General features: G+C 72.0%; 18 protein-coding genes. 13 read left to right on the top strand and 5 right to left on the bottom strand.

Features of this window, described 5'->3' with window-relative positions; translation table 11 throughout:
- The first annotated feature begins 120 nt into the window (after positions 1 to 120).
- From ACFQ80_RS14140 to ACFQ80_RS14125, 4 genes are all read left to right on the top strand, one after another.
- On the top strand, positions 121 to 504 hold the full coding sequence (locus tag ACFQ80_RS14140; RefSeq protein ID WP_430548644.1) for a cold-shock protein: 384 nt from the start codon (positions 121 to 123) through the stop codon (positions 502 to 504).
- A 73-nt stretch (positions 505 to 577) separates the two neighbouring features.
- Positions 578 to 1483 carry a DUF3027 domain-containing protein gene (locus ACFQ80_RS14135; protein WP_430564102.1) on the top strand — a complete coding sequence of 302 codons (906 nt, stop codon included), beginning with the start codon at positions 578 to 580 and terminating at the stop codon, positions 1481 to 1483.
- Positions 1480 to 4749: a sacsin N-terminal ATP-binding-like domain-containing protein gene (locus ACFQ80_RS14130; protein ID WP_430564101.1), complete on the top strand. Its 3270-nt coding sequence runs from the start codon at positions 1480 to 1482 to the stop codon at positions 4747 to 4749. The genes ACFQ80_RS14135 and ACFQ80_RS14130 overlap by 4 nt, the downstream gene beginning before the upstream one ends.
- Before the next feature lie 33 nt (positions 4750 to 4782).
- Positions 4783 to 5391, top strand: coding sequence for a TIGR00730 family Rossman fold protein (locus tag ACFQ80_RS14125; RefSeq protein ID WP_430564100.1), 609 nt, complete (start codon positions 4783 to 4785; stop codon positions 5389 to 5391).
- Positions 5392 to 5403: 12 nt separating this feature from the next.
- On the opposite strand, the gene ACFQ80_RS14120 is transcribed toward ACFQ80_RS14125, so the two are convergent.
- Positions 5404 to 5661, bottom strand: a complete 258-nt coding sequence (locus ACFQ80_RS14120; protein ID WP_430548648.1) for a DUF2530 domain-containing protein — start codon at positions 5659 to 5661, stop codon at positions 5404 to 5406.
- A 246-nt stretch (positions 5662 to 5907) separates the two neighbouring features.
- On the opposite strand from ACFQ80_RS14120, the gene ACFQ80_RS14115 reads away from it, so the two are divergent.
- From ACFQ80_RS14115 to ACFQ80_RS14075, 9 genes are all read left to right on the top strand, one after another.
- The gene (locus tag ACFQ80_RS14115) at positions 5908 to 7416 is read left to right on the top strand and encodes a sugar transferase (protein WP_430564099.1); all 1509 of its coding nucleotides are present in this window, start codon (positions 5908 to 5910) and stop codon (positions 7414 to 7416) included.
- A gap of 97 nt (positions 7417 to 7513) precedes the next feature.
- Complete coding sequence (locus ACFQ80_RS14110; protein WP_430548650.1) at positions 7514 to 8977, top strand: NCS2 family permease; 1464 nt, start codon at positions 7514 to 7516, stop codon at positions 8975 to 8977.
- Positions 8978 to 9317: 340 nt separating this feature from the next.
- Complete coding sequence (locus ACFQ80_RS14105) at positions 9318 to 11135, top strand: glycosyltransferase (protein WP_430564098.1); 1818 nt, start codon at positions 9318 to 9320, stop codon at positions 11133 to 11135.
- 12 nt (positions 11136 to 11147) lie between these two features.
- Complete coding sequence (gene wecC / locus ACFQ80_RS14100) at positions 11148 to 12392, top strand: UDP-N-acetyl-D-mannosamine dehydrogenase (RefSeq protein ID WP_430564097.1); 1245 nt, start codon at positions 11148 to 11150, stop codon at positions 12390 to 12392.
- On the top strand, positions 12389 to 12904 hold the full coding sequence (locus ACFQ80_RS14095; RefSeq protein WP_430564096.1) for a hypothetical protein: 516 nt from the start codon (positions 12389 to 12391) through the stop codon (positions 12902 to 12904). The genes wecC and ACFQ80_RS14095 overlap by 4 nt, the downstream gene beginning before the upstream one ends.
- Positions 12901 to 14931, top strand: a complete 2031-nt coding sequence (locus ACFQ80_RS14090; protein WP_430564095.1) for a hypothetical protein — start codon at positions 12901 to 12903, stop codon at positions 14929 to 14931. Before ACFQ80_RS14095 ends, ACFQ80_RS14090 begins: the two co-directional genes overlap by 4 nt.
- The gene (locus tag ACFQ80_RS14085; protein ID WP_430564094.1) at positions 14928 to 15974 is read left to right on the top strand and encodes a hypothetical protein; all 1047 of its coding nucleotides are present in this window, start codon (positions 14928 to 14930) and stop codon (positions 15972 to 15974) included. Before ACFQ80_RS14090 ends, ACFQ80_RS14085 begins: the two co-directional genes overlap by 4 nt.
- Before the next feature lie 4 nt (positions 15975 to 15978).
- Complete coding sequence (wecB, locus tag ACFQ80_RS14080; RefSeq protein WP_430564093.1) at positions 15979 to 17076, top strand: non-hydrolyzing UDP-N-acetylglucosamine 2-epimerase; 1098 nt, start codon at positions 15979 to 15981, stop codon at positions 17074 to 17076.
- Positions 17077 to 17140: 64 nt separating this feature from the next.
- Positions 17141 to 18460, top strand: a complete 1320-nt coding sequence (locus ACFQ80_RS14075) for a DUF6395 domain-containing protein (RefSeq protein WP_430564092.1) — start codon at positions 17141 to 17143, stop codon at positions 18458 to 18460.
- A gap of 88 nt (positions 18461 to 18548) precedes the next feature.
- On the opposite strand, the gene ACFQ80_RS14070 is transcribed toward ACFQ80_RS14075, so the two are convergent.
- Genes ACFQ80_RS14070 through ACFQ80_RS14055 form a run of 4 tightly spaced genes read right to left on the bottom strand, consistent with a single transcriptional unit; the run spans position 18549 to position 23194 of the window.
- Positions 18549 to 20165, bottom strand: a complete 1617-nt coding sequence (locus ACFQ80_RS14070; RefSeq protein ID WP_430564091.1) for a DUF6270 domain-containing protein — start codon at positions 20163 to 20165, stop codon at positions 18549 to 18551.
- Positions 20162 to 21304, bottom strand: a complete 1143-nt coding sequence (gene wecB / locus ACFQ80_RS14065) for a non-hydrolyzing UDP-N-acetylglucosamine 2-epimerase (RefSeq protein ID WP_430564090.1) — start codon at positions 21302 to 21304, stop codon at positions 20162 to 20164. The genes ACFQ80_RS14070 and wecB (ACFQ80_RS14065) overlap by 4 nt, the downstream gene beginning before the upstream one ends.
- A gap of 23 nt (positions 21305 to 21327) precedes the next feature.
- Positions 21328 to 22278, bottom strand: coding sequence for an ABC transporter ATP-binding protein (locus tag ACFQ80_RS14060; protein WP_430564089.1), 951 nt, complete (start codon positions 22276 to 22278; stop codon positions 21328 to 21330).
- Positions 22265 to 23194 carry an ABC transporter permease gene (locus ACFQ80_RS14055; protein WP_430564088.1) on the bottom strand — a complete coding sequence of 310 codons (930 nt, stop codon included), beginning with the start codon at positions 23192 to 23194 and terminating at the stop codon, positions 22265 to 22267. The genes ACFQ80_RS14060 and ACFQ80_RS14055 overlap by 14 nt, the downstream gene beginning before the upstream one ends.
- Positions 23195 to 23222 lie beyond the last annotated feature (28 nt).

The raw sequence follows: 23222 nt of genomic DNA, 5'->3' as shown, positions 1-23222 counted from the left end.
CGCACCGGCCGGTAGCCTGAGCCTCTGGCCGTGTGCCGGGCGCGCGCCCGTGCACCGGCCGGATCCGGCTCCGCGCACCGGCGCGGGGCCGTAGTCGACGACGAGCACGAAGAGGTTCAGGTGCCCACCGGCAAGGTCAAGTGGTACGACGCGGAGCGCGGGTTCGGCTTCATCGCCAGCGAGGACGGTGGGGAGATCTTCCTGCACGCGTCCGCGCTGCCCTCGGACGTCGAGGGCGTCAAGCCCGGTGCCCGGGTCGAGTTCGGTGTGGCCGACGGCCGTCGCGGCCCGTCCGCGCTGTCCGTGAAGCTCCTGGACCCGGCGCCGTCGGTGGCCAAGGCCAAGCGCAAGGCGCCGTCCGAGATGGCCGGCATCGTCGAGGACCTCATCAAGGTGCTCGACCGCGTGGGCGACCAGCTGAAGCGGGGCAAGTACCCGGACGCCGCGGGGGGCAAGCGCGTGGCCACGCTGCTGCGCGCCGTCGCCGACGACCTCGACTCCTGACGCTCCGGCCGACGACCACGCCCGAGACGAGGGCCCGAGACGAGGACATGACGAGCACGAAGAGGACGAGGACATGGTGACCGCTGCCGCTGACGCCCCCGCACGCACGACGCGGGTCAGCTCCCGCGCGCGCAAGGACGCCGTGCTGCTCGGCGCGGTCGACCTGGCACGCGAGGCCGCGCAGGAGGGCGCGTCGTCGCCGTCGGACGTCGGCGAGCACCTGGGCGCGGTCGCCGAGGGCGAGCGCCTCATGTCCCACCGGTTCGCCGCGACGATGCCGGGCTACCGCGGCTGGCACTGGACCGTGACGCTGGCGCGCGTGCCGCGCGGGAAGGTCGCGACGGTGTGCGAGGTCGAGCTGCTGCCCGGCGACGACGCCCTGCTCGCGCCGGCCTGGCTGCCGTGGTCGGAGCGCCTGCGCCCGGGCGACGTCGGTCCCGGCGACACGCTGCCGTTCAAGGCCGACGACCCGCGCCTCGAGCCCGGCTGGAAGGCCACGGGCGACGAGGAGCTCGACTCCGTCGCGATCGACGAGCTCGCCCTCGCGCGCGAGCGCGTGCTGTCCCCGCAGGGCCGTGACGAGGCCGCCGAGCGCTGGTACCGCGGCTCGCGCGGCCCGACGGCGCCGGGCGCGGTCGCCTCGCCCGCGGAGTGCACGACGTGCGGCTTCCTCGTGCCGCTCCAGGGTCCGCTCGGCCAGCTCTTCGGCGTCTGCGCCAACGGGTGGTCGCCCGACGACGGCAAGGTCGTGTCGCTGGACCACGGCTGCGGCGCGCACTCCGAGACCGACGCCCCGCACCCGCCGAGCGACTGGCCGGCCGACGCGCCGCTCATCGACGAGCTCCGGGTGGAGGCCGTGACGGTCGAGCGGCGCGCGCCGCAGAGCGACGCGCCTGCCGACACCGCCGACGCGGCCCGCGACGGCACGACCGACGTCGCGGAGGCGGACGCCGCTCCCGAGCGCCCCGTCGCCGAGTGACGGGCGACGTCTTCGGGACCGCCGCGCTGCGGCACGCGGTCACGGAGGCGTGGCTCGGGTCGGGCACGCGCTTCCGGGAGGACGCGAACGCGGAGGAGGACCATGCGCGCGGCTACTACCGCGACCGCGTGGTGACCGAGCTCGCGCAGAACGCCGCCGACGCGGCCGCGCGGGCCGGTGTCCGCGGGCGGCTGCTGCTGCGCCTCACCGAGCTCACCGACGACCCGCGCGGCGTCGCGGTCCTCGTCGCCGCCAACACCGGCGCCCCGCTGACCGCGGAGGGCGTCGCGTCCCTCGCGTCCCTGCGCGCGTCGGCGAAGACGGGCTCCTCGGCGGCCGAGTCCGCCGAGACCCCCGCGGGGACCTCCGCCGAGGTGGGCCGCTTCGGCGTCGGCTTCGCCGCGGTGCGGGCGGTCGCCGACGAGGCCACGGTGCGCTCCACCACCGGCGGCGTGCGGTTCTCCCTCCCGGCGACGCGCGACCTGCTCGACGACGTCGCCCCGGAGGGCTCGCCGCTGCGGGACGCCGTCGCCGGGCGCGGCGACGACCTGCCGGTGCTGCGCCTGCCGTTCCCGGCGCCCGCGCTGGGCGAGGCGGCCGACGGGGCCGACGGGGCCGACGGGGCCGACGACGTGGGGGACGGCTTCGCCACCGTCGTCGAGCTGCTGCTGCGCGACGCCGACGCGGCGGCGTCCGTGCGCGCGCAGCTCGACGCCGTCGACGACGCGCTGCTGCTCGCGCTGCCCGCCCTCGCCTCGGTCACCGTGCACGGCGACGACGGGCGGACGCGGGTGCTCTCCGACGTCGACGACCGGTGGGCGGTGCTGCGCCGGTCGGGCGCGGTGGCCGACGACGAGACGGCGGACCTTCCCCTCGAGCAGCGCCGCCCGCGCTGGACCCTCGCGTGGGCGGTGCGCCGGCACGCGGGCACGCCGGGCGACGGCGCGGCGGCCGACCACGGCGCCGTGCTGCACGCGCCCACGCCGACGGACGTGCCGCTGACGTTCCCGGCGCTGCTGGTGGCGTCGTTCCCCGTGGACCCGGGCCGCCGGCGCGTGCTGCCGGGGCCGCTGACCGACCGCCTCACGGCCGAGGCCGGCCGCGCGTACGCCGACCTGCTGGCCGGGCTGGCGCACGAGCGGGGCGCGGACGTGCTCGACCTCGTGCCCGGCGGGATGCCCGCCGGGGACCTCGACGCCGCCGTCCGCGAGTCCGCCCTCGACGCGCTGCGCTCGGTGCCCCTGCTGCCCGCGCCGCCCGACACGTCCGCGGGCGACGACGCGCCCGTCGCGGCCAGGGTCGCCCCCGCCGACGCGACGGTGCTGGTGGGCGCGGCGGGGGACGACCCGCGGCTCGTCGGCGTGCTGGCCGGCGTCGTGCCGGGGCTGGTGGCGCTCACGACGGTTCAGCAGGGCGTGGCACGCCGGCTGGGCGCGACGCCCACGACGCTCGCCGACGTCGTCGCCGAACTGCCCGGCGGCCTGCCCCCGTCGCGCTGGCACGCGCTGTGCGACGCGCTCGAGCCGTACGCCGTCGACCCGGGGGTGCTGGAGGCGCTGGCCGGCGCGCGCGTGCCGCTCGCGGGCGGGCGCACGGCGTCCGGGGTGCGGGGCACGGTCGTGCTGCCGGAGGACGACGACGATCCCGCGCTCGCCGCGGTCGCCCGGACGCTGGGCGTGCGCGTGGTGCACCCGGACGCGGCGCACCCGCTGCTGGTGCGGGCGGGGGCGTCGTCCACCAGCCCGCGCGCGCTGCTCGACGACGCGGGGGTGCGCGCGCTCGCGCTGGCGGCCTCGGAGGCGCTGCTCGACGGCGCGCCCGAGGTGCCGGAGACCGGCGCGGTCGCGGCGCCCACCCTGGTGGGGCCGGTGGACGAGGGCCCGCGCGAGGTGGTGCAGAACGTGCTCGCGCTGGCGCGCCTGGCGCACGCGGGCGGCGGGCAGGACTTCCCGTTCTGGCTCGGCGAGCTGCCGGTGCCGACCGAGGACGGCTGGCGCCCCGCGCGCGAGGCCGTGCTGCCCGGGTCGTGGGCGGCCGGGGCGATGCCGGGGCTCGCACCCGTCACGCGCGCGGCCGTCGCGTACTACCCCGCGCCGCTGCTCGTGGCGCTGGGCGTGCGGGCGGACGTCGACACGTACCGCGTCAGCGACGTGCTCACGCCCGACCCCGCGGACCCCGAGGCCGAGCACGGGCCGGACGACCCGGCGGGCTGGCTGTCCGGGTGGGAGGACTACCTGGAGTTCCTCGCCGGCCGGCTCGGACCCGGCGTCGACGTCGGGGACGTGGAGGCGGTCGCGGACCTCGACGCGGTGGGCGACACCGACACCGACGACGCCGACGACACCGACGACACCGACGACGCCGACGACACCGACGACGCCGACGACACCGACGGCACCGACGAGGCGGACGCCGACCCGTGGGGGCCGGTGCTCGCCGCGCTCGTCGCGGACCCGGACGCGCGCCGCGCGCTCGTCACCCCCGTGGCCGGGGCGCCGTCGTACACGGCGTGGTGGCTGCGCGACCGCCTGGGCGCGCCGTTCGCCGCGCACGACGGGGTGCCGCTGCTGCCGCCCGCGCCGCCCGCCGTCGCCGCTCTGGACGCGGAGGCGCGCCGGGCGCTCGGCGTGGTCGACGGCCTCGACCGGCTCGACCCGATGGACTGGCCCGCGGCGCTCGACCGGCTGCCCGACGTCGGCACCTCCGTGCCGCTGCCCGTCGCGCTCGGCGTGTGGCGGGGCCTCGCGGGGCTCGCGGTGCGGCTCGCGCCCGCCGCCCGTGCCGCCGCGCTCGACCCGCTGCCGGACCGGCTGCCCGCGCTCGACGCGAGCGACGTCGTCGTGCGCCGGGCCGACGACGTCGAGGTGGCCGGCACGGCGCGCTGGGCCGTGCTGGGTGCGGTGCTGCCCGTGCCCGAGGCGGAGGTCGCGGCGGTGGCCGACCTGCTCGACCTGCCGGTGGTGGGGGAGGACGGTCTGCCCGCCCCCGACGGGCCGGGCCGCGAGCGGGCGCTCGACGAGCGCGTGGCCGCCCTCGACCCGCGGCTGCCCGAGGTGTGGTTCGAGCACGGCCGGCTGTCCGTGGCCGGCAGCCCCGTGCCGTGGTGGGTGGACGCCGACGGGCGCGCGCACGCCACCGACCGGGCCGGGCTCGCCGCCGCGCTCGCCGACGTGCTGGGCAGGCCGGACCGGTGCGCGCTGCTGGCGACGGTGCTCGCCGCGCCGGAGCGCGCCGCCGAGCTCTGGGTCACGACGGCCTGGGGCTGACGGGTCGCCGCCGGGCGTCCGTACGATGTCCGGGTGCTCGAACCGCAGAACCTGACGCCGTCGACCGCGGGCGCGCTGCGCCGCCTCACCCTCTTCACCGGCTCGTCGCCGGGCCGCGACCCGCGGTACGCCGCGGCCGTGCGCGACCTGGCAGCGGAGCTGGCCGGCCGCGGCGTCGGCGTCGTCTACGGCGGCGGCCGCGTCGGGCTGATGGGCGAGGTCGCGGACGCCGCTCTCGCCGGCGGCGGCGAGGTGCTCGGCGTCATGCCGCAGGCGCTGGTCGACGGCGAGATCGCGCACCCCGGCCTCACGCGGCTGGAGGTCGTCGCCGACATGCACGAGCGCAAGCTGCGGATGGGTGAGCTCGGCGACGGGTTCGTCGCGCTGCCGGGCGGCGCGGGCACCCTGGAGGAGCTGTTCGAGGTGTGGACCTGGCAGCAGCTCGGCATCCACGCCAAGCCCGTGGCGCTGTACGACGTCGGCGGGTTCTGGCAGCCCCTGCTCGCGATGGTCGACCACATGGTCGCCGAGGGGTTCCTCGCGTCGGCCTACCGCGACGCGCTGGTCGTCGCCGACACGCCGGCGGCTCTCCTCGACGCGCTGGAGGCCTGGCGCGCGCCCGCTGCCAAGTGGGGGCGCTGAGGCCCGGGAGGCTCAGTCCTCGCCGCGGTACTCGTCGCGGTGCTTGCGCTCCCACAGCATGCCGGCACCGCCGAGGAGGACGCCCGCCACGCAGGTGACGACCGCCTCCTGGGTCCCGCGGCCCATCAGGTACACGACGAGCGTCGCGACGAGCGCGACCGCCCACAGGCCGATGCCGCCGAGCAGCACGCGCCGCAGGTCGACGCGCAGCGGCGGCGGACCGGGGCGGCGCTCCTCGGGATGGGTGAGCAGGCGGACGAGCGAGGGCACCCGCTCATCCTATGCCGCGGGTCCCGGGACCGTGGCCCGCGGCGGCAGTCGTCCGAGGCACGTCGCCCATGACGCGGGGGTGTGGTTGAAATGCGGGTGAAACCGCAGGTCAGCGGGTGAAAACCTGGTCGGGTGAAAGCCGGGGTGAAAGGGCCCCGGAAGGCTCTCCGCAAGCCCCGTGACGCTCCTACCTTGGTGACGCCACCGTGCACGGGCACGGTGCCCGACCCGGGAGAGGAGGCCGCCGTGATCACCGTCTCGGACATCGGCCAGCCCCTCCGGTCGCGCACCGCCGCGCTGCGGGCCGCGCGCCTCAAGGAGGTGCGGGACTCGTTCCGCGCGGAGTCGTGGCAGACCTCCTACCGCCGCCGCCTGGTGCGCACGGACGTCGTCGTGGTGGTGGCAGCGGCGGTGGCCGCCGCCGTCGTGCGGGGCGTCGCCGTGCACGACCACGTCACGCCCTGGGTGCTGGGGGACCAGCTGCTGTCCGTCGTCGTCCTGGTGACGACGTGGCTCGGCAGCCTGTGGGTCGCCCGCGCCTACGACGTGCGGGTGTTCGCGTCCGGGCCGGCCGAGTACCAGCGGGTGTTCGACGCGTCGTGGCGGCTCGTGGCCCCGCTCGCGCTGCTCGCCCTGCTCGTCGCGCGGCCCGGGATCTCGACGTTCCTGCTCGTCGCGGTGCCCACCGGCATCGTCGCGCTGCTGCTCGGTCGGTGGCTGTGCCGCGGCTGGCTGCACCGGCAGCGCCGGCAGGGCGCGTGCGTCACGCTCGTCCTCGCGGTGGGGCTGCGCGACCAGGTGGAGCGGCTCGTGCACGAGCTCAACGACCGCACCTCCGGGTACCGCGTGGTCGGGGTGTGCGTGCCGACGTCCGACGACGTGCGGCCGGGCGAGGAGATCCTCGGGGTCCCCGTGCTCGGGGACCTGCGCACCGCCGGCACGATGGCGGCCCAGGTGGGTGCGGACTGCGTCGCGGTCAGCGGGTCCGACGCGATCACCGCGGACGTCGTGCGCAAGCTCGGGTGGGAGCTCGAGCCCGCCGGCGTGGACCTCATGCTCACCGCCGAGCTGGCCGACGTCGCGGGGCCGCGCATCACCGTCACCCCCGAGCAGTCGGTGTCCCTGCTGCACGTCGACGCCCCGCGCTTCACGGGGCCGCGGTACGTGCTCAAGTCGGTCGTGGACTGGACGGGCGCCGCGCTCATCACGCTGCTCCTGCTGCCCGTGATGGCGGTCGTCGCCCTCGCCGTGCGGGTCACCAGCCGCGGGCCCGTGCTGTTCCGCCAGGACCGGGTCGGGCGCGACGGCCACACGTTCGAGATGCTGAAGTTCCGCAGCATGCGCCAGGGTGCGGACCGCGAGCACACCGTGCTGACCGGGCCCAGCGACGGCGACGGCGTCCTGTTCAAGCTGCACGACGACCCGCGCATCACCCCGGTCGGGCGCGTGCTGCGCCGGCTGTCCCTCGACGAGCTGCCGCAGCTGTTCAACGTGCTCGCCGGCCAGATGTCGCTCGTCGGGCCGCGGCCGCCGCTGCCCGCCGAGGTGTCGAGGTACGAGGCGCGCGTGCGGCGGCGGCTGCGCGTCAAGCCCGGCCTCACCGGGCTGTGGCAGGTGGGCGGCCGGTCCGACCTGTCGTGGGAGGAAGGCGTGCGTCTCGACGTCTTCTACGCGGAGAACTGGACCGTGTTCGGCGACCTCCTCATCCTCGCCCGCACCGCGAAAGCCGTGGTCACAGGGCGCGGGGCGTACTGACAGGTCGTCGCCTCTCCCGGCGTCGCCGATGTGAAATCCGCGTCACCACGCGGTTTCCGTGCAAGAACCCTTCACAGGATCTGGCACGATTCTGCTCATGGCGAACCAGACCACCGCGCCGCCGCAGGGCGAGCTGAGCGCGATCGACCGCTTCTTCAAGATCACCGAACGAGGCTCCACCATCGGCGCGGAGATCCGCGGCGGTCTGGTGACCTTCTTCGCGATGAGCTACATCATCGTGCTCAACCCGCTGATCATCGGCACCGTGCCCGACGGCACGGGCCAGGTGCTCGGCGGCGGCACCGAGGCCACGCCGGAGACGCTCGGCATGGTCGCCGCCGCGACCGCGCTGATCGCCGGCGTCGCGACGCTCCTCATGGGCGTCTTCGCGAACTACCCCCTCGGCCTGGCCGCCGGCCTCGGGCTCAACGCCGTCGTCGCGTACTCCATCGCCGGCCTGCCGAACGTCACCTGGGCCGACGCCATGGGGCTCGTGGTGATCGAGGGCGTCATCATCCTGATCCTCGTGCTCACCGGGTTCCGGGAGGCCGTGTTCAACGCGGTGCCCGTGGAGCTCAAGACGGCGATCAGCGTCGGCATCGGCATGTTCATCGCGCTGGTCGGCCTCGTCAACGCCGGCTTCGTCGTGCCCGGCGAGGGCACCGTCGTCGCGCTCGGCAACCTCGGCACGTGGCCGATGCTCGTGTTCGTCGTCGGCCTCGTCCTCACCATCGTCCTGTTCGTGCGCAAGGTGCGCGGCGCCATGCTCGTCGCGATCATCACGGCGACGGCGCTCGCCGTCGTGCTCGAGAACACGCTGCACATCGGCGCCAAGAGCGCGGAGAACCCTGACGGCTTCAACCTCAACGCGCCCACCTTCTCGGGCGTGGTCACGACGCCGGACCTCGGCCTGATCGGCCAGTTCTCCCTGCTCGGCTCGTTCCAGAACATCGCGGCGGTGTCCGTGGTCCTCATCGTCTTCTCGCTGCTCATCGCGGACTTCTTCGACACGATGGGCACGATGGTCGCCGTCGGCTCCGAGGGGAAGCTCCTCGACAAGGACGGCAACCCGCCTCGCACGCGCGCCATCCTCGTGGCCGACTCGCTCGCCGCGGTCCTGGGCGGCGTCGGCAGCACGTCGTCCAACACCGCGTACGTGGAGTCGACGACGGGCGTCGGTGCCGGCGCGCGTACCGGCTTCGCCGCCGTCGTCACCGGCGTCCTGTTCCTGCTCGCGACGTTCCTGTCGCCCGTCGTCGCGCTGGTGCCCTACGAGGCCGCCGCGCCCGCCCTCGTCTTCGTGGGCTACCTGATGATGGCGCAGGTCGCGGGCATCTCGTGGCGCAACGTGGAGATCGCCATCCCGGCGTTCCTCACGATCATCATCATGCCGTTCACGTACTCCATCGCCGACGGCATCGGCGCCGGCTTCATCGCCTTCGTGATCATCAAGCTCGCGCTCGGCAAGGTGCGCCAGATCCACGCGCTCATGTGGGTGGCCGCGGCCATGTTCCTCGTCTACTTCACGCTCGAGCCCATCCAGGCGGCACTGGGTCTCTGACCTCGCGCGACGACGTCGCGCCCCGACGGCCCCGGACGGTCCTCGCGACCGGCCGGGGCCGTCGTCGTGCCAGGGTGAAATGTTCCGCGGCTTCTGCCCGGTTGTGGCGGATCTCCGCGGCTGAGCGTGACCGATCCGTGGTCATACGGTGTGGTGTAGGGGGAGGCCGCCGCTACGATTGCCCCGGCCGTCGGGCAGGGTCTCGACGGCACCCGGGAAGCCTTGTCCGACGAAGCGCACCCGCCCCGACCAAGGACTGGAAAGCATGCCCGTAGGAGCCGAACGCCGGTGGTCGTCGACCACTGCCCGCAAGGCTCTGTGGCACCTGCGTCACGGCGGTGTGACCCAGCTGAGGGCGTTCCTGCGGCGGCGCCGTGCGACGGGGGAGCAGCGGTCGGGCGCCGGCCGGATGACGAGCGAGGGCCTCACCTTCGACCCCTGGGACATGCCGCGCCGCGCCCCCGGCCGCGACCTTCGGGTCGGCGTGATCCTGGACGACTTCTCGCGACTCGCGTTCGGCTACGAGTGGGAGCAGGTGCTCCTCAAGCCGTCGTCGTGGCGCGAGCAGCTGGACGGGCTGGACCTCGTCTTCGTGGAGTCCGCGTGGCGCGGCAACGGCGGGGCTTGGCAGTACCACCTCACCGGCGCGTCGGCCCCGCGTCCCGCGCTGGTGGAGATGCTCGACGCGGCCCGCGAGCGGGGTGTCCCGACGGTCTTCTGGAACAAGGAGGACCCGGTCCACTTCGAGGACTTCGTCGACACGGCGGCCCTGTTCGACCGCGTGTACACGACCGACGTCGGGCGCCTCGACGCCTACCGCGAGCGGCTGGCCCACGACCGCGTGGGCGTGCTCGAGTTCGGAGCGCAGCCCGCGATCCACAACCCCGTGCGCACCCACGGCGACGGCCCGGGGCGGGACGTCGCGTTCGCCGGCACGTGGTTCGCGCACAAGTACCCGGAGCGTCGGGAGCAGGCCGAGATGCTGCTGGGCGGCGCCCTCGACGTCTCGCCGCGCATGGCCACCGGGCTGGAGATCTTCTCGCGGTTCCGCGGGCAGGGGGACCGGTACGAGTTCCCGGAGCCGTTCGCTTCGCGCGTCGTGGGATCCCTCGACTACGCGCAGATGCTCACGGCGTACCGCGACTACAAGGCGTTCCTCAACGTGAACTCGGTGGTCGACTCGCCGAGCATGTGCGCACGACGGATCTTCGAGATCACCGCCTGCGGCACCCCCGTCGTGACCGCGCCCAGCGCCGCGACGGGGGAGTTCTTCCCGGCCGACGAGGTCTTCGCCGTCACGTCGCGCGCCGAGGCCGCCGACACGGTGCGCGCGCTGGTGCGCTCGCCAGAGCTGCGCGACCGCGCCGTCCACCTCGGGCAGCGGCGCATCTGGCGGGAGCACACCTACGGGTCGCGCGTGCAGCGCGTGCTGCACGACGCCGGCCTGGCGCCGTCGGCGGACGTGCCGCGGCAGAGCGTCACCGCGCTGGTGTCCACGAACCGTCCGCACCGGTTCGACGACGTGCTGCGCACCGTCGGTGCGCAGACAGGTGTGCCGGTGCAGCTCGCGCTGCTGACGCACGGCTTCGAGGTGGACGAGGCGGACCTGCGCGAGCGCGCAAAAGAGGTCGGCGTCGAGGACATCGTGCTGCTGCAGGCGGGGAGCGACGTCCCCCTGGGGACGTGCCTCAACCGGCTCGTCGACGTCGCGGACGGCGACGTCGTCGCCAAGCTGGACGACGACGACCTGTACGGCGCGCAGTACCTCTCCGACCAGCTGTACGCGCTGGACTACAGCGGCGCCGAGGTGGTCGGCAAGCAGGCGCACTACATGTACCTCGAGGGCCACGACGCCACCGTGCTGCGCTTCGCGGAGCGGGAGCACCGGTTCACAGACTTCGTCATGGGCCCTACGATCGTCGCGCGTCGGTCGGTTGCCACGGGCGTACGTTTCGGCGACATGCCGCGAGGGGAAGACACGGCGTTCCTGCGCGGGGCAGTGGATGCCGGTGCGCGGATCTACTCCGCGGACCGGTTCAACTTCGTCCAGATGCGCTCCGGTGAGGACCGGCACACCTGGACCGTCACCGATGCCGAGCTGCTCGCCAGCGGCTCGGTCGCCTTTTACGGACGTGCCGACCGGCACGTCCTGGTCTGACAAGGACAGGTGATGGGGATCAACACCGTCGCTGTGATCGGGCTGGGATACATCGGCCTCCCGACCGCCGCCATCCTCGCGTCGAAGGACGTCACGGTGGTCGGCGTGGACGTGAACTTGTCCACCGTCGAAGCGATCAACCGAGGTGATGTCCCCTTCGTCGAGCCCGACCTCGCGATGTACGTCGCCGGAGCGGTACAGCAGGGCACCCTCCGCGCGACCGCCACCCCCGAGCCGGCCGACGCGTTCATCGTCGCCGTGCCTACGCCTTTCCGGGGGGATCACGAGCCGGACCTCTCGTACGTCGAGTCGGCGGCGAAGACCCTGGCCCCGCAGCTGCGCGGCGGGGAGCTCCTCATCCTCGAGTCGACCTCGCCTCCCGGCGCGACCCGCAAGATGGCCGAGTGGGTGCTCGAGGCGCGGCCCGACCTTTCCCTGGACGGCGCGGACGGTCACCCGCAGATCCATGTAGCGCACTGCCCGGAGCGCGTGCTGCCAGGCCGCGTCATGATCGAGCTGGTCACCAACGACCGCATCGTCGGCGGTCTCACTCCCGAGGCAGCCCAGATGGCGAAGGATCTGTACGCCATCTTCTGCCAGGGCGAGATCCTGCTCACCGATGCCGTGACCGCCGAGATGGCGAAGCTGGTCGAGAACTCGTTCCGCGACGTCAACATCGCCTTCGCGAACGAGATCTCCCTCATTGCGGATCGGGTCGGCGTCGACGTGTGGGAGCTCATCCGCCTGGCCAACCATCACCCGCGCGTCAACGTCCTGCAGCCAGGCCCGGGCGTCGGCGGGCACTGCATCGCCGTCGACCCGTGGTTCCTCGTGGATGCCGCGCCCGAGCAGGCGCGCCTCATCCGTACCGCACGCGAGGTGAACGACAGCAAGCCGCGGTGGGTCGTCGACAAGGCTGTCGCCGCCGTCGAGGGAATCGAGGCACCTACCATCGCCGCACTAGGCCTCACGTTCAAGGCCGACATCGACGACCTGCGCGAGTCGCCGGCGCGACGTATCGTCGCCGAGCTCGCGGACCGGCTGCCCCGGGCACAGGTCCTGGCCGTCGATCCGCACGTCCAGCAGCTCCCGGCCGAGCTTGCTCGCCGAGAGAACGTCGACCTGGGGGACCTCGATCAGGCCCTCGGAGCGGACGTGGTGATGGTCCTCGTCGACCACTCCGACTTCCGGACGGCTCTCACCGAGGACGCGACCGGTCGCATCTCGGTGATCGACACGCGCGGGGTGCTCGCATGACCGCGCCCGACACGCGTCCACCGGGCGGGGCGTCGCGCCTCCGGCTCGTCGTCGCCGGGGTCGTCGCTCTGGGGGTGCTCGTCGCGCTCGTCCTCGACGTCGCCGGAGTCGGCAACAGCCTGCTCCAGGTGTCGGCGGCCGCGGGGGTCGTCGCGATCCTGTTCCTGGGGGCCCGGGACGAGAAGCGCGCCGCGGTGCGCGACGCGCGCGTGCGCACCCTGATGCGGGACAACACGAGTGCGATCCGCCACCTGACGGAGACGACGCGCGCTGCCGACGCGAGGATCGTCGCGGCGATCGACGAGATGCGTCGTGAGCAGGCCGATGCCGCCGCGAAGCAGGTCGATGCCGTCGCGCACGTGGCCGCGGACGTCGATCACGTCGCGGAGCTGGTCGACAAGCTGGGCGCGGTCCACGAGCTGGAGCGCCTGCGAGAGGCACAGGCACGCAACGGGGCGAGGGCCCGTCTGCTCGCCGAGAGCCAGCGCTCCCACGGGAGGACGAGGGGATGACACCGGTGACCGAGCTTGATGTCCTGCAGATCGGCGAGTTCCGGTTCTCGGGCGGCTCCGGCCGTCGCCTGGCGGAGGAGATCGAGGCCCTCAGCGACCTTGGACTACGGGTCGGCCTGTTGCCCCTCAACACCTCGAGGTTCAAGCGCGGGACGCCCTGGCACCGGCGGATCCTCGAGGTGCTGAAACGCCCGACCGTATCGGTCGTCGAGCCCGGGGCGACCGTCGTCGCGGACCTGACCGTTCTCAGACACCCCGCGCTCCTGGCGGAGGCGCTGCCCGAGAGCCGGCGCATCCGGACCGACCGAGCGCTCGTGGTCGCGAACCAGAGCCGGGCGACCGACGGCATCGACTACGACGCCTCGAAGGTGCACGAGGCGTTGGAGGCCTGGCTGGGCATTCCCCCGACGTGGATGCCCATCGACGAGGTCGTCCGTGACGAGCTGCTGCTGTCGGGGATCGACCGTCGAGAGATCTCGGACACGGACTGGATCCAGCTGCCGTGGCGGGAGGAGCCCGAGGCGGTCCTCGCGTACGAGGCGGACGGGCTGATCGTCCACAGTCCCCAGACGTTGGCCGAGCAGGTGCGGGCCTCGATGGATGCGCACGGCCCCGTCCAGGTCGCGGGCGGCGACGTACGCCTGTGGGTCGGAGACGGGTCCGCGGACCCGAACTCGGCCCGTCGTGCGGCGCTCGGGGCGGCCCACGCGGGGTTCCGGGTGATCCTTCCGGCGCAATCCGTCGACGACATCGGCTGGACCGGCCCCACGTACTCGTACCGCGGCATCGCCGAGGCGGTGGCCGAGGTGGCGGCGTCTGCGAACGTCCCGTCGCCGGTCGTCGGCCGTGCCCTGCACGATGTCTACGCCCGGGACCTGGTCCACCTTCTCTACGGATACGGGACTCGACCGGAACGCCCACGCCTCCAGACCGCGCCCGACGGAACGCGCATGAAGCCTGTCGTCCTCTTCGTGACCAGCAACGGCGCAGGCATGGGACACCTCACCAGGGAGCTGGGTATCGCGAGGGCGCTCGCGCCGTTCGCGGACCCCGTGTTCGTCTCGTTGTCGCAGGGCGTGCCGGTGGTTCGCAGTTTCGGGTTCCCCTACGAGTACGTGCCGTTCACGAGTGCGTTGCACGCACCCGCCGACCAGTGGAACAGGTACTTCCGCGAGCGTCTCAAGCGAGCGATCGAGACCTATGACGCCGCCTGCGTGGTCTTCGACGGGGTCTGGCCCTACGGAGGGCTGGTCCAGGCGGTCAAGGCCACGGGAGTCCGCTCGGTCTGGGTCCGACGAGGGATGTGGAAGCCCCACATCTCACCGGACCAGCTGCGGACCGCGAGCCGGTTCGACCTCGTCATCGAGCCCGGCGATTTCGCGGCGGCGATGGACCGTGGGGCGACCACGACGGTGTCGGACGCGCTGAAGGTCGAACCCATCACGGTCGTCTCCTCCGAAGAGATCCTCCCGCGGGACGCGGCTCGGCAGGCGCTGAACCTGCCCCTCGCGAACAAGCTCGCGCTGGTGACGTTGGGCGCGGGCAACATCAACAACATCGTCGACACGCAAGGGCTGTTCGTGGGGGCCGTCCAAGGGCTCGGCCCGGAGTGGCGTGCGGTGGTGACCACGCCCCCGATCGCCGACAGCTCGGGGGTCGACGAGGCGATCGAGGTGTCAGCGTTCCCGCTGGCCCGCTACGCGATGGCCTTCGACTTCGCTGTCTCGGCGACCGGGTACAACTCGTACCACGAGTGGCTCGTCGCAGGGTTGCCGGCGATCTGGGTCCCCAACCGCAACACGATCACCGACGATCAGGACGCGCGCGCCGAGTTCGCCGAGCGGGAGAGCCTGGGGCTGAACGTGCCCGAACCGACCGCGGCCTCGGTGGACGAGGCGGTCCGGACGATGGGTGCCGCGGAGGTGCGGCGGAAGATCCGTCGGCGTGCCGAGGACCTGCCGAGAATCAATGGAGCGACGCGCGCTGCCGCCGCGATCGCCGAGCTGCTGGGAGTGCATGCCGGATGACGAGCCACGGCGCCACACGACCTGCTCTTGTCGCCGACCTGATCAGGGGCATCAGATCCGAGCTGCCGCTGAGGTCACGACCGCGGCTCGACGTGGGGAGCACCAAAGGCGTGCGGGCGCACGAGGCGACGACGCTCCCGCTCTACGTCGTCCCCGTGTTCGACCTCCGGGAGAGCTCGCTCGATCGACTGTTCCGACAGCTCTACGGTGCGCAGGTGGCCTCGGACGGCTTCAGGGTCGTGCTGTTCACGTCGGGCGACCTGTTCAGGCGTGCGCGTGCGTACGGCTGGGCCGTCGAGCACGTCATGGACGAGGCCAGCTGGATCGGACGGCGCCGGACTTCCGCGGAGTGGGAGTCGTACGCCGTGGCCTCGTTCCGCTGGGCGGTCGGCGAGTACGGAGCTCAGGGAATCCTCGTCCCTGACGCGAACGGCGACCTCACCGGAGAGCTATTGCTCGCGCGGCTGCCCGTCTCCGAGGAGCACCTGAACGGAGCCGATGGCCCCGGGGAGCCGTACTCGTCGTGGCGTGAGTGGAGCGATGGCGGCGGCGCGCTGCGGTGGGGGACGTCGCAGGTCAAGACCCACGATCAGATCACGGAGGTCCAGGCGGTCCGTGGCGACGCCCACTCCCATGTGGTGTTCTTGGGTGCCTGCGACGGCGACGCCGACTCGTCGTTGCTGGCGGCGGCTCGCCACAGCGACTGGTCCACGGTGGTCCTCTCGGCCACGGAAGACGAGGCCGCATCAGAGCTCGGGGCCAGGATGTGCCTGAGCCTGACCCCTCCGGGGTACGTGCGCGTCGCCGTGGTGGGGTCGAGCGTGGTCGACGTCGACTACCTCGTCGAGCTGAACGACTTCATCGTCCGGGCCGACGGGGACCAGTACTTCGTCGCTCCGTGCCTCGAGCGGGATGCCGACCATGAGGCCCGGCTGGGCGACTGGCAACCGATCGAGGCCGGGGCGTTCGTCGACGCGGTGGACGACTACGTCAGATGGTGCCGCAGCAGCCAGAACAGCCGCCTGTCCTTCGCGGCGGTCTGACGCCATGGAACAGCCGGCGTGGTCGGCCCCGTTCCTCCACGTGGCGGGTGCGCGTCCGAATTTCCCGAAGCTCGCGCCGGTGCACGATGCGCTCCGCCGCCGCGGCGCCCGTCAGTTCGTCGTGCACACGGGTCAGCACTTCGACGACGCGCTCTCCGGCGTGTTCTTCCGGCAGCTGGGACTCCCGACCCCGGATCGGAACCTCGGGGTCTCCGGCGGGTCGGACTCCGAGGTCATTGCACGGATCATGCTGGAGTTCGAGGCGGTCGCACGGTCGGTCGCCCCCGTGTGCGTGATCGTGTACGGAGACGTGAACTCGACGATCGCGGCGGCAACGGTTGCCGTGAAGCTCGGGATCCCTGTCGCTCATGTCGAGGCAGGTCTGCGGAGCCGCGACCGGTCGATGCCCGAAGAGATCAACCGCATCGTGACCGACCACCTGGCCTCGGTCCACTTCGCGACCAGCCCGGACGCCGTGGAGAACCTTGCCGCCGAAGGCATCACGGGCGAGGGCGTCGAGCTCGTCGGCAACCCGATGATCGACACGTTGCTCCGCTCGATGGACAGGTTCGACGCGGGGACCGTGCGCCGTGACCTCCACCTGCCCGACGAGTACGCGACCGTCACCGTCCACCGGCCCAGGAACGTCGACACGCAGGAGGACGCCCGCGAGGTCGTCGCTGCGGTCCACGGCGTCGCCGACCTGGTCGATGTCGTCCTCCCCCTGCATCCTCGGGGCGGCGAGCGGCTGCGGGGTCAGGGTCTGGAGAAGCACGATCGGGTGCACGTCGTGCCACCTCTGGGATATCTCGAGTTCATGGGGCTGGTACGAGGATCCCGACTCGTCGTCACGGACTCCGGTGGCGTCCAGGAGGAGACGACCGTCTTCGGCGTCCCGTGCCTGACCCTCCGGCCGAACACCGAACGGCCGGTGACCATCACTCATGGAAGCAATCAGCTCGTCAGCCGTGAGAACGTGGTCCGCGCGGCAGAGAAGGTGCTGACCGAGGAGCGCCGCGCGACCGCGCGACCGCCCTTGTGGGACGGAGCGGCTGGGGAGAGGATCGCTGATTCCTTGAACCGGCGTTTTCGGTCCCTCTAGCCCGGCTGTCCTCAGAAATGTTGAGCGTTGCCATTCGAGCTACTGACAACTTGGGAGAACGTCGATGAAGGTCTCTGTCGTCCGGGACGAGTCGTGGGTCAGGTTCTCGTGCGAGATCGAGGACGGGGACACGCCCGTCGTGTCACCGGGCTCGCTTGCCGCCCACGACGCGCGGGTGCGGCTGTCGTCCGAGGTCCAGGTCCACCCGGACCTCCTGGCGCTCGCGGCGATCCTGGTGTTCGCCCCGTGGTCTCGACGATTCACGTTCGAGTTCGGGATCAGCGCGGACTTCGCGGACGTGGCTCGAGACGCGGCCGGGTTCGACGTCGGGCCTGTTGACTCCGGCCTCGCACCCCGGGCCCGTCCCGCGGACTCGGTGCCCGGGCTGTGCTACAGCGGCGGAGCCGACTGCACGGCGGCGCTGACGGTCATGCCCGAGTCCACGGTGTCGTATTTTCTTGATCGGATCTCCCGGCCGGACGAGAAGTGGCGGGGTCTCTATCGCAAGGAAGCCGCGCATCACGCCTGCGCACAGCTGACGAAGGCAGGGCGTGCGGTGAACATGGTCGAGACGGATCTGGAGTTCGTCCGATCACCGGTCGGCTTTCCGCACGATTTCTCCAACGCGGTGCCGGCCGTGCTGAGTGCAGACCGTGACGCCCTGGGGTCAATCGCCTGGGGGGCCATTCTCGAGTCCACCTACCGCGTGGGCTCCCTTCGATTCCGGGACTATGTCAAGAGCCCGTGGTTCGTGGGTATCGGTCCCCTTTTCGAGGCGGTCGGTCTTCCGGTCTACAACCCCGTCGCCGGTGTGAGCGAAGTGGGGACCGCGATCATCGCGGGCAGGTCGGAGTATGGGGCGTACGCCCAGTCGTGCATGCGGGGGTTCGTCGGCGAGCCCTGCCGTCGCTGCTGGAAGTGTGCCCGCAAGATCCTGCTCGAGTCGGCGCTCTCGGGGGACTGGCCGGACGCGCAGGAGATCAATGCCATGGCGGTGGGCGCGGACACGCCGAAGCTCTTCCTCAAGGAGCCCCTCAAGCACGAGGGCGTCGTCGCGTTCTTCGCGAGGCGCTATCCGGCGGATGGCGGCAGCGAGTTCATGCGCCTGCTGGACGATCGTGTGTCGGGCTACTCGGTGGAGTGGCTCAACCATTGGTACGTGCCGTCGATGGACAGCGTCCCGTCCGACCTCCGGGAGTTCTCGACGGCCCGCATCAACGAGTACCTCGAGCCGATGTCGGTGGTCGAGATGGAGGACTTCCGGTCCTGGGACATGCGGCCCGTGCTGGCTACCGATCGACGCAAGCGCGCCACGACAGCGTTCTCCGACTACCTGAACGGCCTTCTCCTGGAAGCCAAGGGGGCGGCCCTGCCGGTGCGGTGACGCCGGTCGCCGTCGGCCTGGCGCCCTGTCCACAACGCGAAGGGCCTCCGGTGCGGCGAGCGGCACGCCGGAGGCCCGGACCCACGTCCTATTTCGCCTGGTTGCGCTCGATGAGGGTGTCGATGTCGTGCCATTCCGTCAGGTCCCGGCCCGTCAGTTCCTGGACGAACTGGATGTCGCGCTCGTAGAGGTGGGCGAGAGCCACGATTTCCTGCGTGGAGACGGGGCGCGCCCGGCGGATCGCGTCGATACCGGGGTGATGGTTGTATCGCCGTGCCAGTATCGGCGACTCCCAGAACTCGGGGTAGTCGTCGGCGCCGATGGCGTCCAGTGCCGAGCCCAGGTACTTGCGCGGCGAATCCTCCAGGTCGTCGAAGAGCAGCGTGCAAAGAGCCTCTTCGCCGAGAGCGTCGCGCCAGTGCCGATAGTGACGCTCGTAGAATCCGATGTCGACGATGCCGAGGGCGGGATTGGCCCTGAAGATTCCCTCCTCGACCTTCGCGCGGCCGTTCGCGACGTAGTGCCAGAATGCGGAGACCGCGCGAGTCACGGGGTCGCGTAGCGAGAGGAGGATGCGCACGTCGCGACCGAGGCCCTGCTTGATGGCGTGAGGCGTGCTGGGCCGGGGGACGCCAAATCCGCTCTCCGTCGTCTGCCAGAAGTACGTGGGTGTCCGCTCCCCGCGCCACGGTGACGTCCGGATGTCACGGAAGTGGGCGCTGTAGCCTTCGACGGCGTCCTTGTCGCTCAGCACATCAGCGCGACTGAAGAAGTTCGACGCCTTGCCCGGGGCCATCTCGATGTCCTGATGGCGTGCAAGCTGCTTGTAGAGCCACAGTGTTCCCGCGCGGTGCGCGCCCGCGATGATGAGGTTGGGCATCGGGGGTGAGTCATTGCCGCGTGCGGGAGCGGGACGCCCGGCGCCCGGGTCGCGGCGAGCGGCGGGTGTGCGCTCCGCAGCGGGTGTCCGCGAGGCGATGTGCCGTTCGACGGTCTCGCTGATGTATCCGTAGACGTTGTCGGAGTAGTGGAACGGCGCGGGGCCCCACCGGTGCGAGCTCCCGGCGCGGACCTCGTGCTCGCCCAGCGACACGACGTGCGCGTCGAGGGACGTCTGTGCGGCCTTGACGTAGTGGGGGTACAGCGAGTTCGCGTCGGCGGCGGAGAGCCCGAAGCTGTCGGGGGCCGGTGTGCCGGTGTCGTCGAGCGACGCCCACGGAATGTCCAGGAGGACGACCGCGGCCTGCGGCATGTGCTGACGGACGAGGTTCCCGACGGAGGCGATCCCTTGCGACCAGTACTGGAAGTGGAGGTCGCTGCCGAAGGGCAGGTGCTGGGAGCCCGCGGGGAGGTCGTTCTCCGCTCCCGTGGACACGAGCTCGACGGACCGCGTGATCACGGAGCCGTCGGGCAGGACGTACGCACCCAGCCGCTCGTCGACGAGGTCGACCAGGACGAGGTCGGTCTGGCCCGACAGCTGCGGCACGATGGCCTGCAGGCTCGACTCGAAGTCCCCGGAGAGCATGCGCTGCTGGAACGCGGACTCGAGCTTCGGCGGGTCGATGAGGGTGACCGGACGGGTGTAGGCGCTGAGCGCTGACTGGCGTGCGACGTATTGCATCAGCTCGAACCGGTCGGGGTCGAAGTGCTCGAACGCGTCTCTCGAGACGCACGAGCCGTAGATGAAGACTCGGTTCTTGGTCATCGTGGGCTCCCTGCCTGCCAGTCAGCCGGCCGAGGACCACCGCTGAGCAGGTGGAGGACGGCCGAGACGGAGCGGACGGCACTGCGGCCGTCCCCGTAAGGATTGGTTGCTCGGGCCATCGCGTCGTACGTGGCCTGGTGGGTGAGGAGCGTCGTCACCTCGTTGACGATGCGCTCCTCGTCCGTACCGACGAGCTTCACCGTCCCCGCGTCGACGGCCTCCGGTCGTTCGGTGTTCTCCCGCAGGACGAGGACGGGCTTGCCGAGACTCGGCGCCTCTTCCTGGACACCTCCCGAGTCCGTCAGCACCACGCTTGCGAGCGAGAGCAGGCGGGTGAACTCGCCGTAGGCGAGGGGCTCGGTCACGGTGACGTTGCTCAGGCCCTGGAGGTGCGGCAGCACAGCCTCGCGGACGGCGGGGTTGCGGTGCACGGGCAGGACCACCTGGACGTGCGGGAAGGCCTTCGCCAGGCGCGCGAGGGCCCGCCCGACGCCCTCCATGGCGCCGCCCCAGTTCTCGCGACGGTGGGTGGTCACGAGGACGATCTGACGCCCGGAGTCCGCGAGATGCTCGAGACCGGGGTCGGTGAAGGAGGTCTTCTTCTCGACCGTCGTCAGGAGAGCGTCGATGACGGTGTTGCCGGTGACGCAGATGGTCTCGGGGTCGACACCCTCACGGAGGAGGTTGTCCCTGCTGGTCATGGTCGGCGCCAGGTGCAGGGCGGCGATCTGCGAGGTGAGCCTGCGGTTCGCCTCCTCGGGGAACGGCGACAGGATGTTCCCCGAACGGAGGCCGGCCTCCACGTGGACCACCGGGATGCCGCGGTGGAACGCGGCCAGGGCCGCGGCGGTCGAGGTCGAGGTGTCGCCCTGCACGACGACGGCGGCGGGCTGTTCCGCGACCAGCACGGGGTCGAGCCTCTCGAGCACTCGCGCCACGATCAGCGACAGGGACGCGCCGTGCTCGAAGATGTCGAGGTCGTGGTCGGGGTCGATCTCGAAGGTCCTGTTGACCTGGTCGAGCATCTCGCGGTGCTGGCCGGTGACCACGGTCACCGAGTCGAGCGTGTCGCTGGCCTCGAGGGCCTTGATGACCGGGGCCGCCTTGATGGCCTCGGGTCGGGTGCCGTACACCGTCATGATGCGTGGGCGCCTGCTTGCCACTATGCCCTGTCTCCTCGGTTGCGAGGCCGTGACGTCGACCGGGGCCGCACGTGTCGGGAAGTGTACAGACGGGACGGCCGGGCCTCGTCCACGCGGACGGTGGTCTGCTCCCGCTCGGCGAAGGCGGTCTCGATGATCCGCTTCGCCTCGTCCGGCTTGTCCTTCGCCACGGCCCAGGCCCACTTGCGGTAGCGCAGCGCGACGTCCTCGGCGGGGCCGTCGAGGACGAGCCGGCCGTGGTTGAGCCAGATGGCCCGGGTGCAGCTCTCCTCGATGGTCTGCGCGGCGTGGGACACGAGGAACACGGTGCCGGCGCTCTGGCGCAGGCCCTGCATGCGGGCCTCGCTCCGTTCCTTGAAGGCGGCGTCGCCGGTGGCGAGGGCCTCGTCGATGAGCAGGATGTGCGGGTTGGACGCGGTGGCGATGGCGAAGCGCAGGCGAGCTCCCATGCCGGACGAGTACGTCTTCATCGGCAGGTAGATCGACTTGCCGAGGCCGGCGAGCTCCTTGACCTCCGGGACGGCGGCCTCGGCCTGCGCGGGCGTGAGCCCCATCGCGAGGCAGCCGAGCCGGATGTTCTCCTCGCCCGACAGGTCGGGCACGAGGGCGGCGTTGACGCCGATGAGCACGGGCGTGCTCTCGGCCAGCACGCGTCCTTTGGCGGGGTTCTCGAGCCCGGCGATGATGCGCAGCAGGGTGCTCTTGCCGGAGCCGTTCTGCCCCACGAGGCCGATCTGCTCGCCCGACTTCGCCACGAACGAGATGCCCGACAGCGCGCGCACCAGCACCTTGGGGTCGTTGCCCAGCACGGTGCGCGCTGCGCGCACCACCGGGTTGACGCGGCGCTTGCGCTCGGCCGCGTCGGTGGACGGCACGCGGTAGCGAACGCTGACGTCCTGCACCGCCACGGTCGCCTGGGCGAAGGGGTCGGCGACGTCAGGCACGGCCATACGACTCCTCCGCCCACCAGAAGACGACGAAGCCGACGACGAGCGTCCCGATCGCCCAGCCGCCCAGCCCGAGCCAGGTCGACAGGCTCGGCACGGCCCCGTAGAGCAGGGTGTCGCGAGCGGCGTCGAGGACCATGTACATCGGGTTGGCCTCCATGACCCCGACGATCCACGGGTAGTCCTTGAACCGGTCGATCGAGAAGAACACCGCCGACCCGTACAGCCAGAACCGCATGAGCACGCTGATGAGCTGGTTGAGGTCGGGCAGCGCGGCCGCGGCCCGGGCGAGCAGCAGCGCCAGCCCGGTCGTGAAGAGCACCTGCAGGACGAGGACCGCGGGGAACAGGGCGGCGGCCGCAGTCCAGTGCTCCTGCTCCGGCAGCACCAGGAGCAGCACGAACATCGCCCCGAGCGTCGGAGCCAGATTGAGGATGCCGCGCAACACCACGGAGATCGGCAGCGACGCCCGCGGAAACGTGAAGGCCCGAATGAGGTTGCGCCCGCTCGCGATGGACTTCGCACCGCCGGTCACGGACTGGGTCGTGAACTGGAAGAGGAAGACGCCGATGATGAGGTAACCGAGAAAGTTGTCGATCCCCTTGCTGGAGTTCAGCACCTTCCCGAAGATCAGGTAGTACGCCAGCCCGTTGAGCATGGGGTTGATGACCAGCCACGTCTGCCCGAGCAGCGTCTCGCGCGTGCCGCTGGTGACTTTCGCCCGCGCCTCGGCCCAGAGGAAGTGCCGCCGCTTCCACAGCTGCGCGAGGTAGGTGCGGATCGGGGGCCGCGCGCCCACCTGGGTGAGCCGACCGGTGGAGACGACCTCGAGGGTGGAGGCCTGTGTGCCGAAGAGGTCGGAGTACAGGTCAGCCGGGCGCGGCTCTGCGCCCTGGTGAACTCCGGCCTCGTACGTCATCGCCCCGCATCCTAGAGTGAGCCCGGCG

Source organism: Isoptericola sp. NPDC056578 (assembly GCF_042793275.1).
Taxonomy (GTDB): domain Bacteria; phylum Actinomycetota; class Actinomycetes; order Actinomycetales; family Cellulomonadaceae; genus Isoptericola.
The sequence above is the reverse complement of the archived record's forward strand: the minus strand, read 5'-3'. Positions and strand labels throughout refer to the sequence as shown.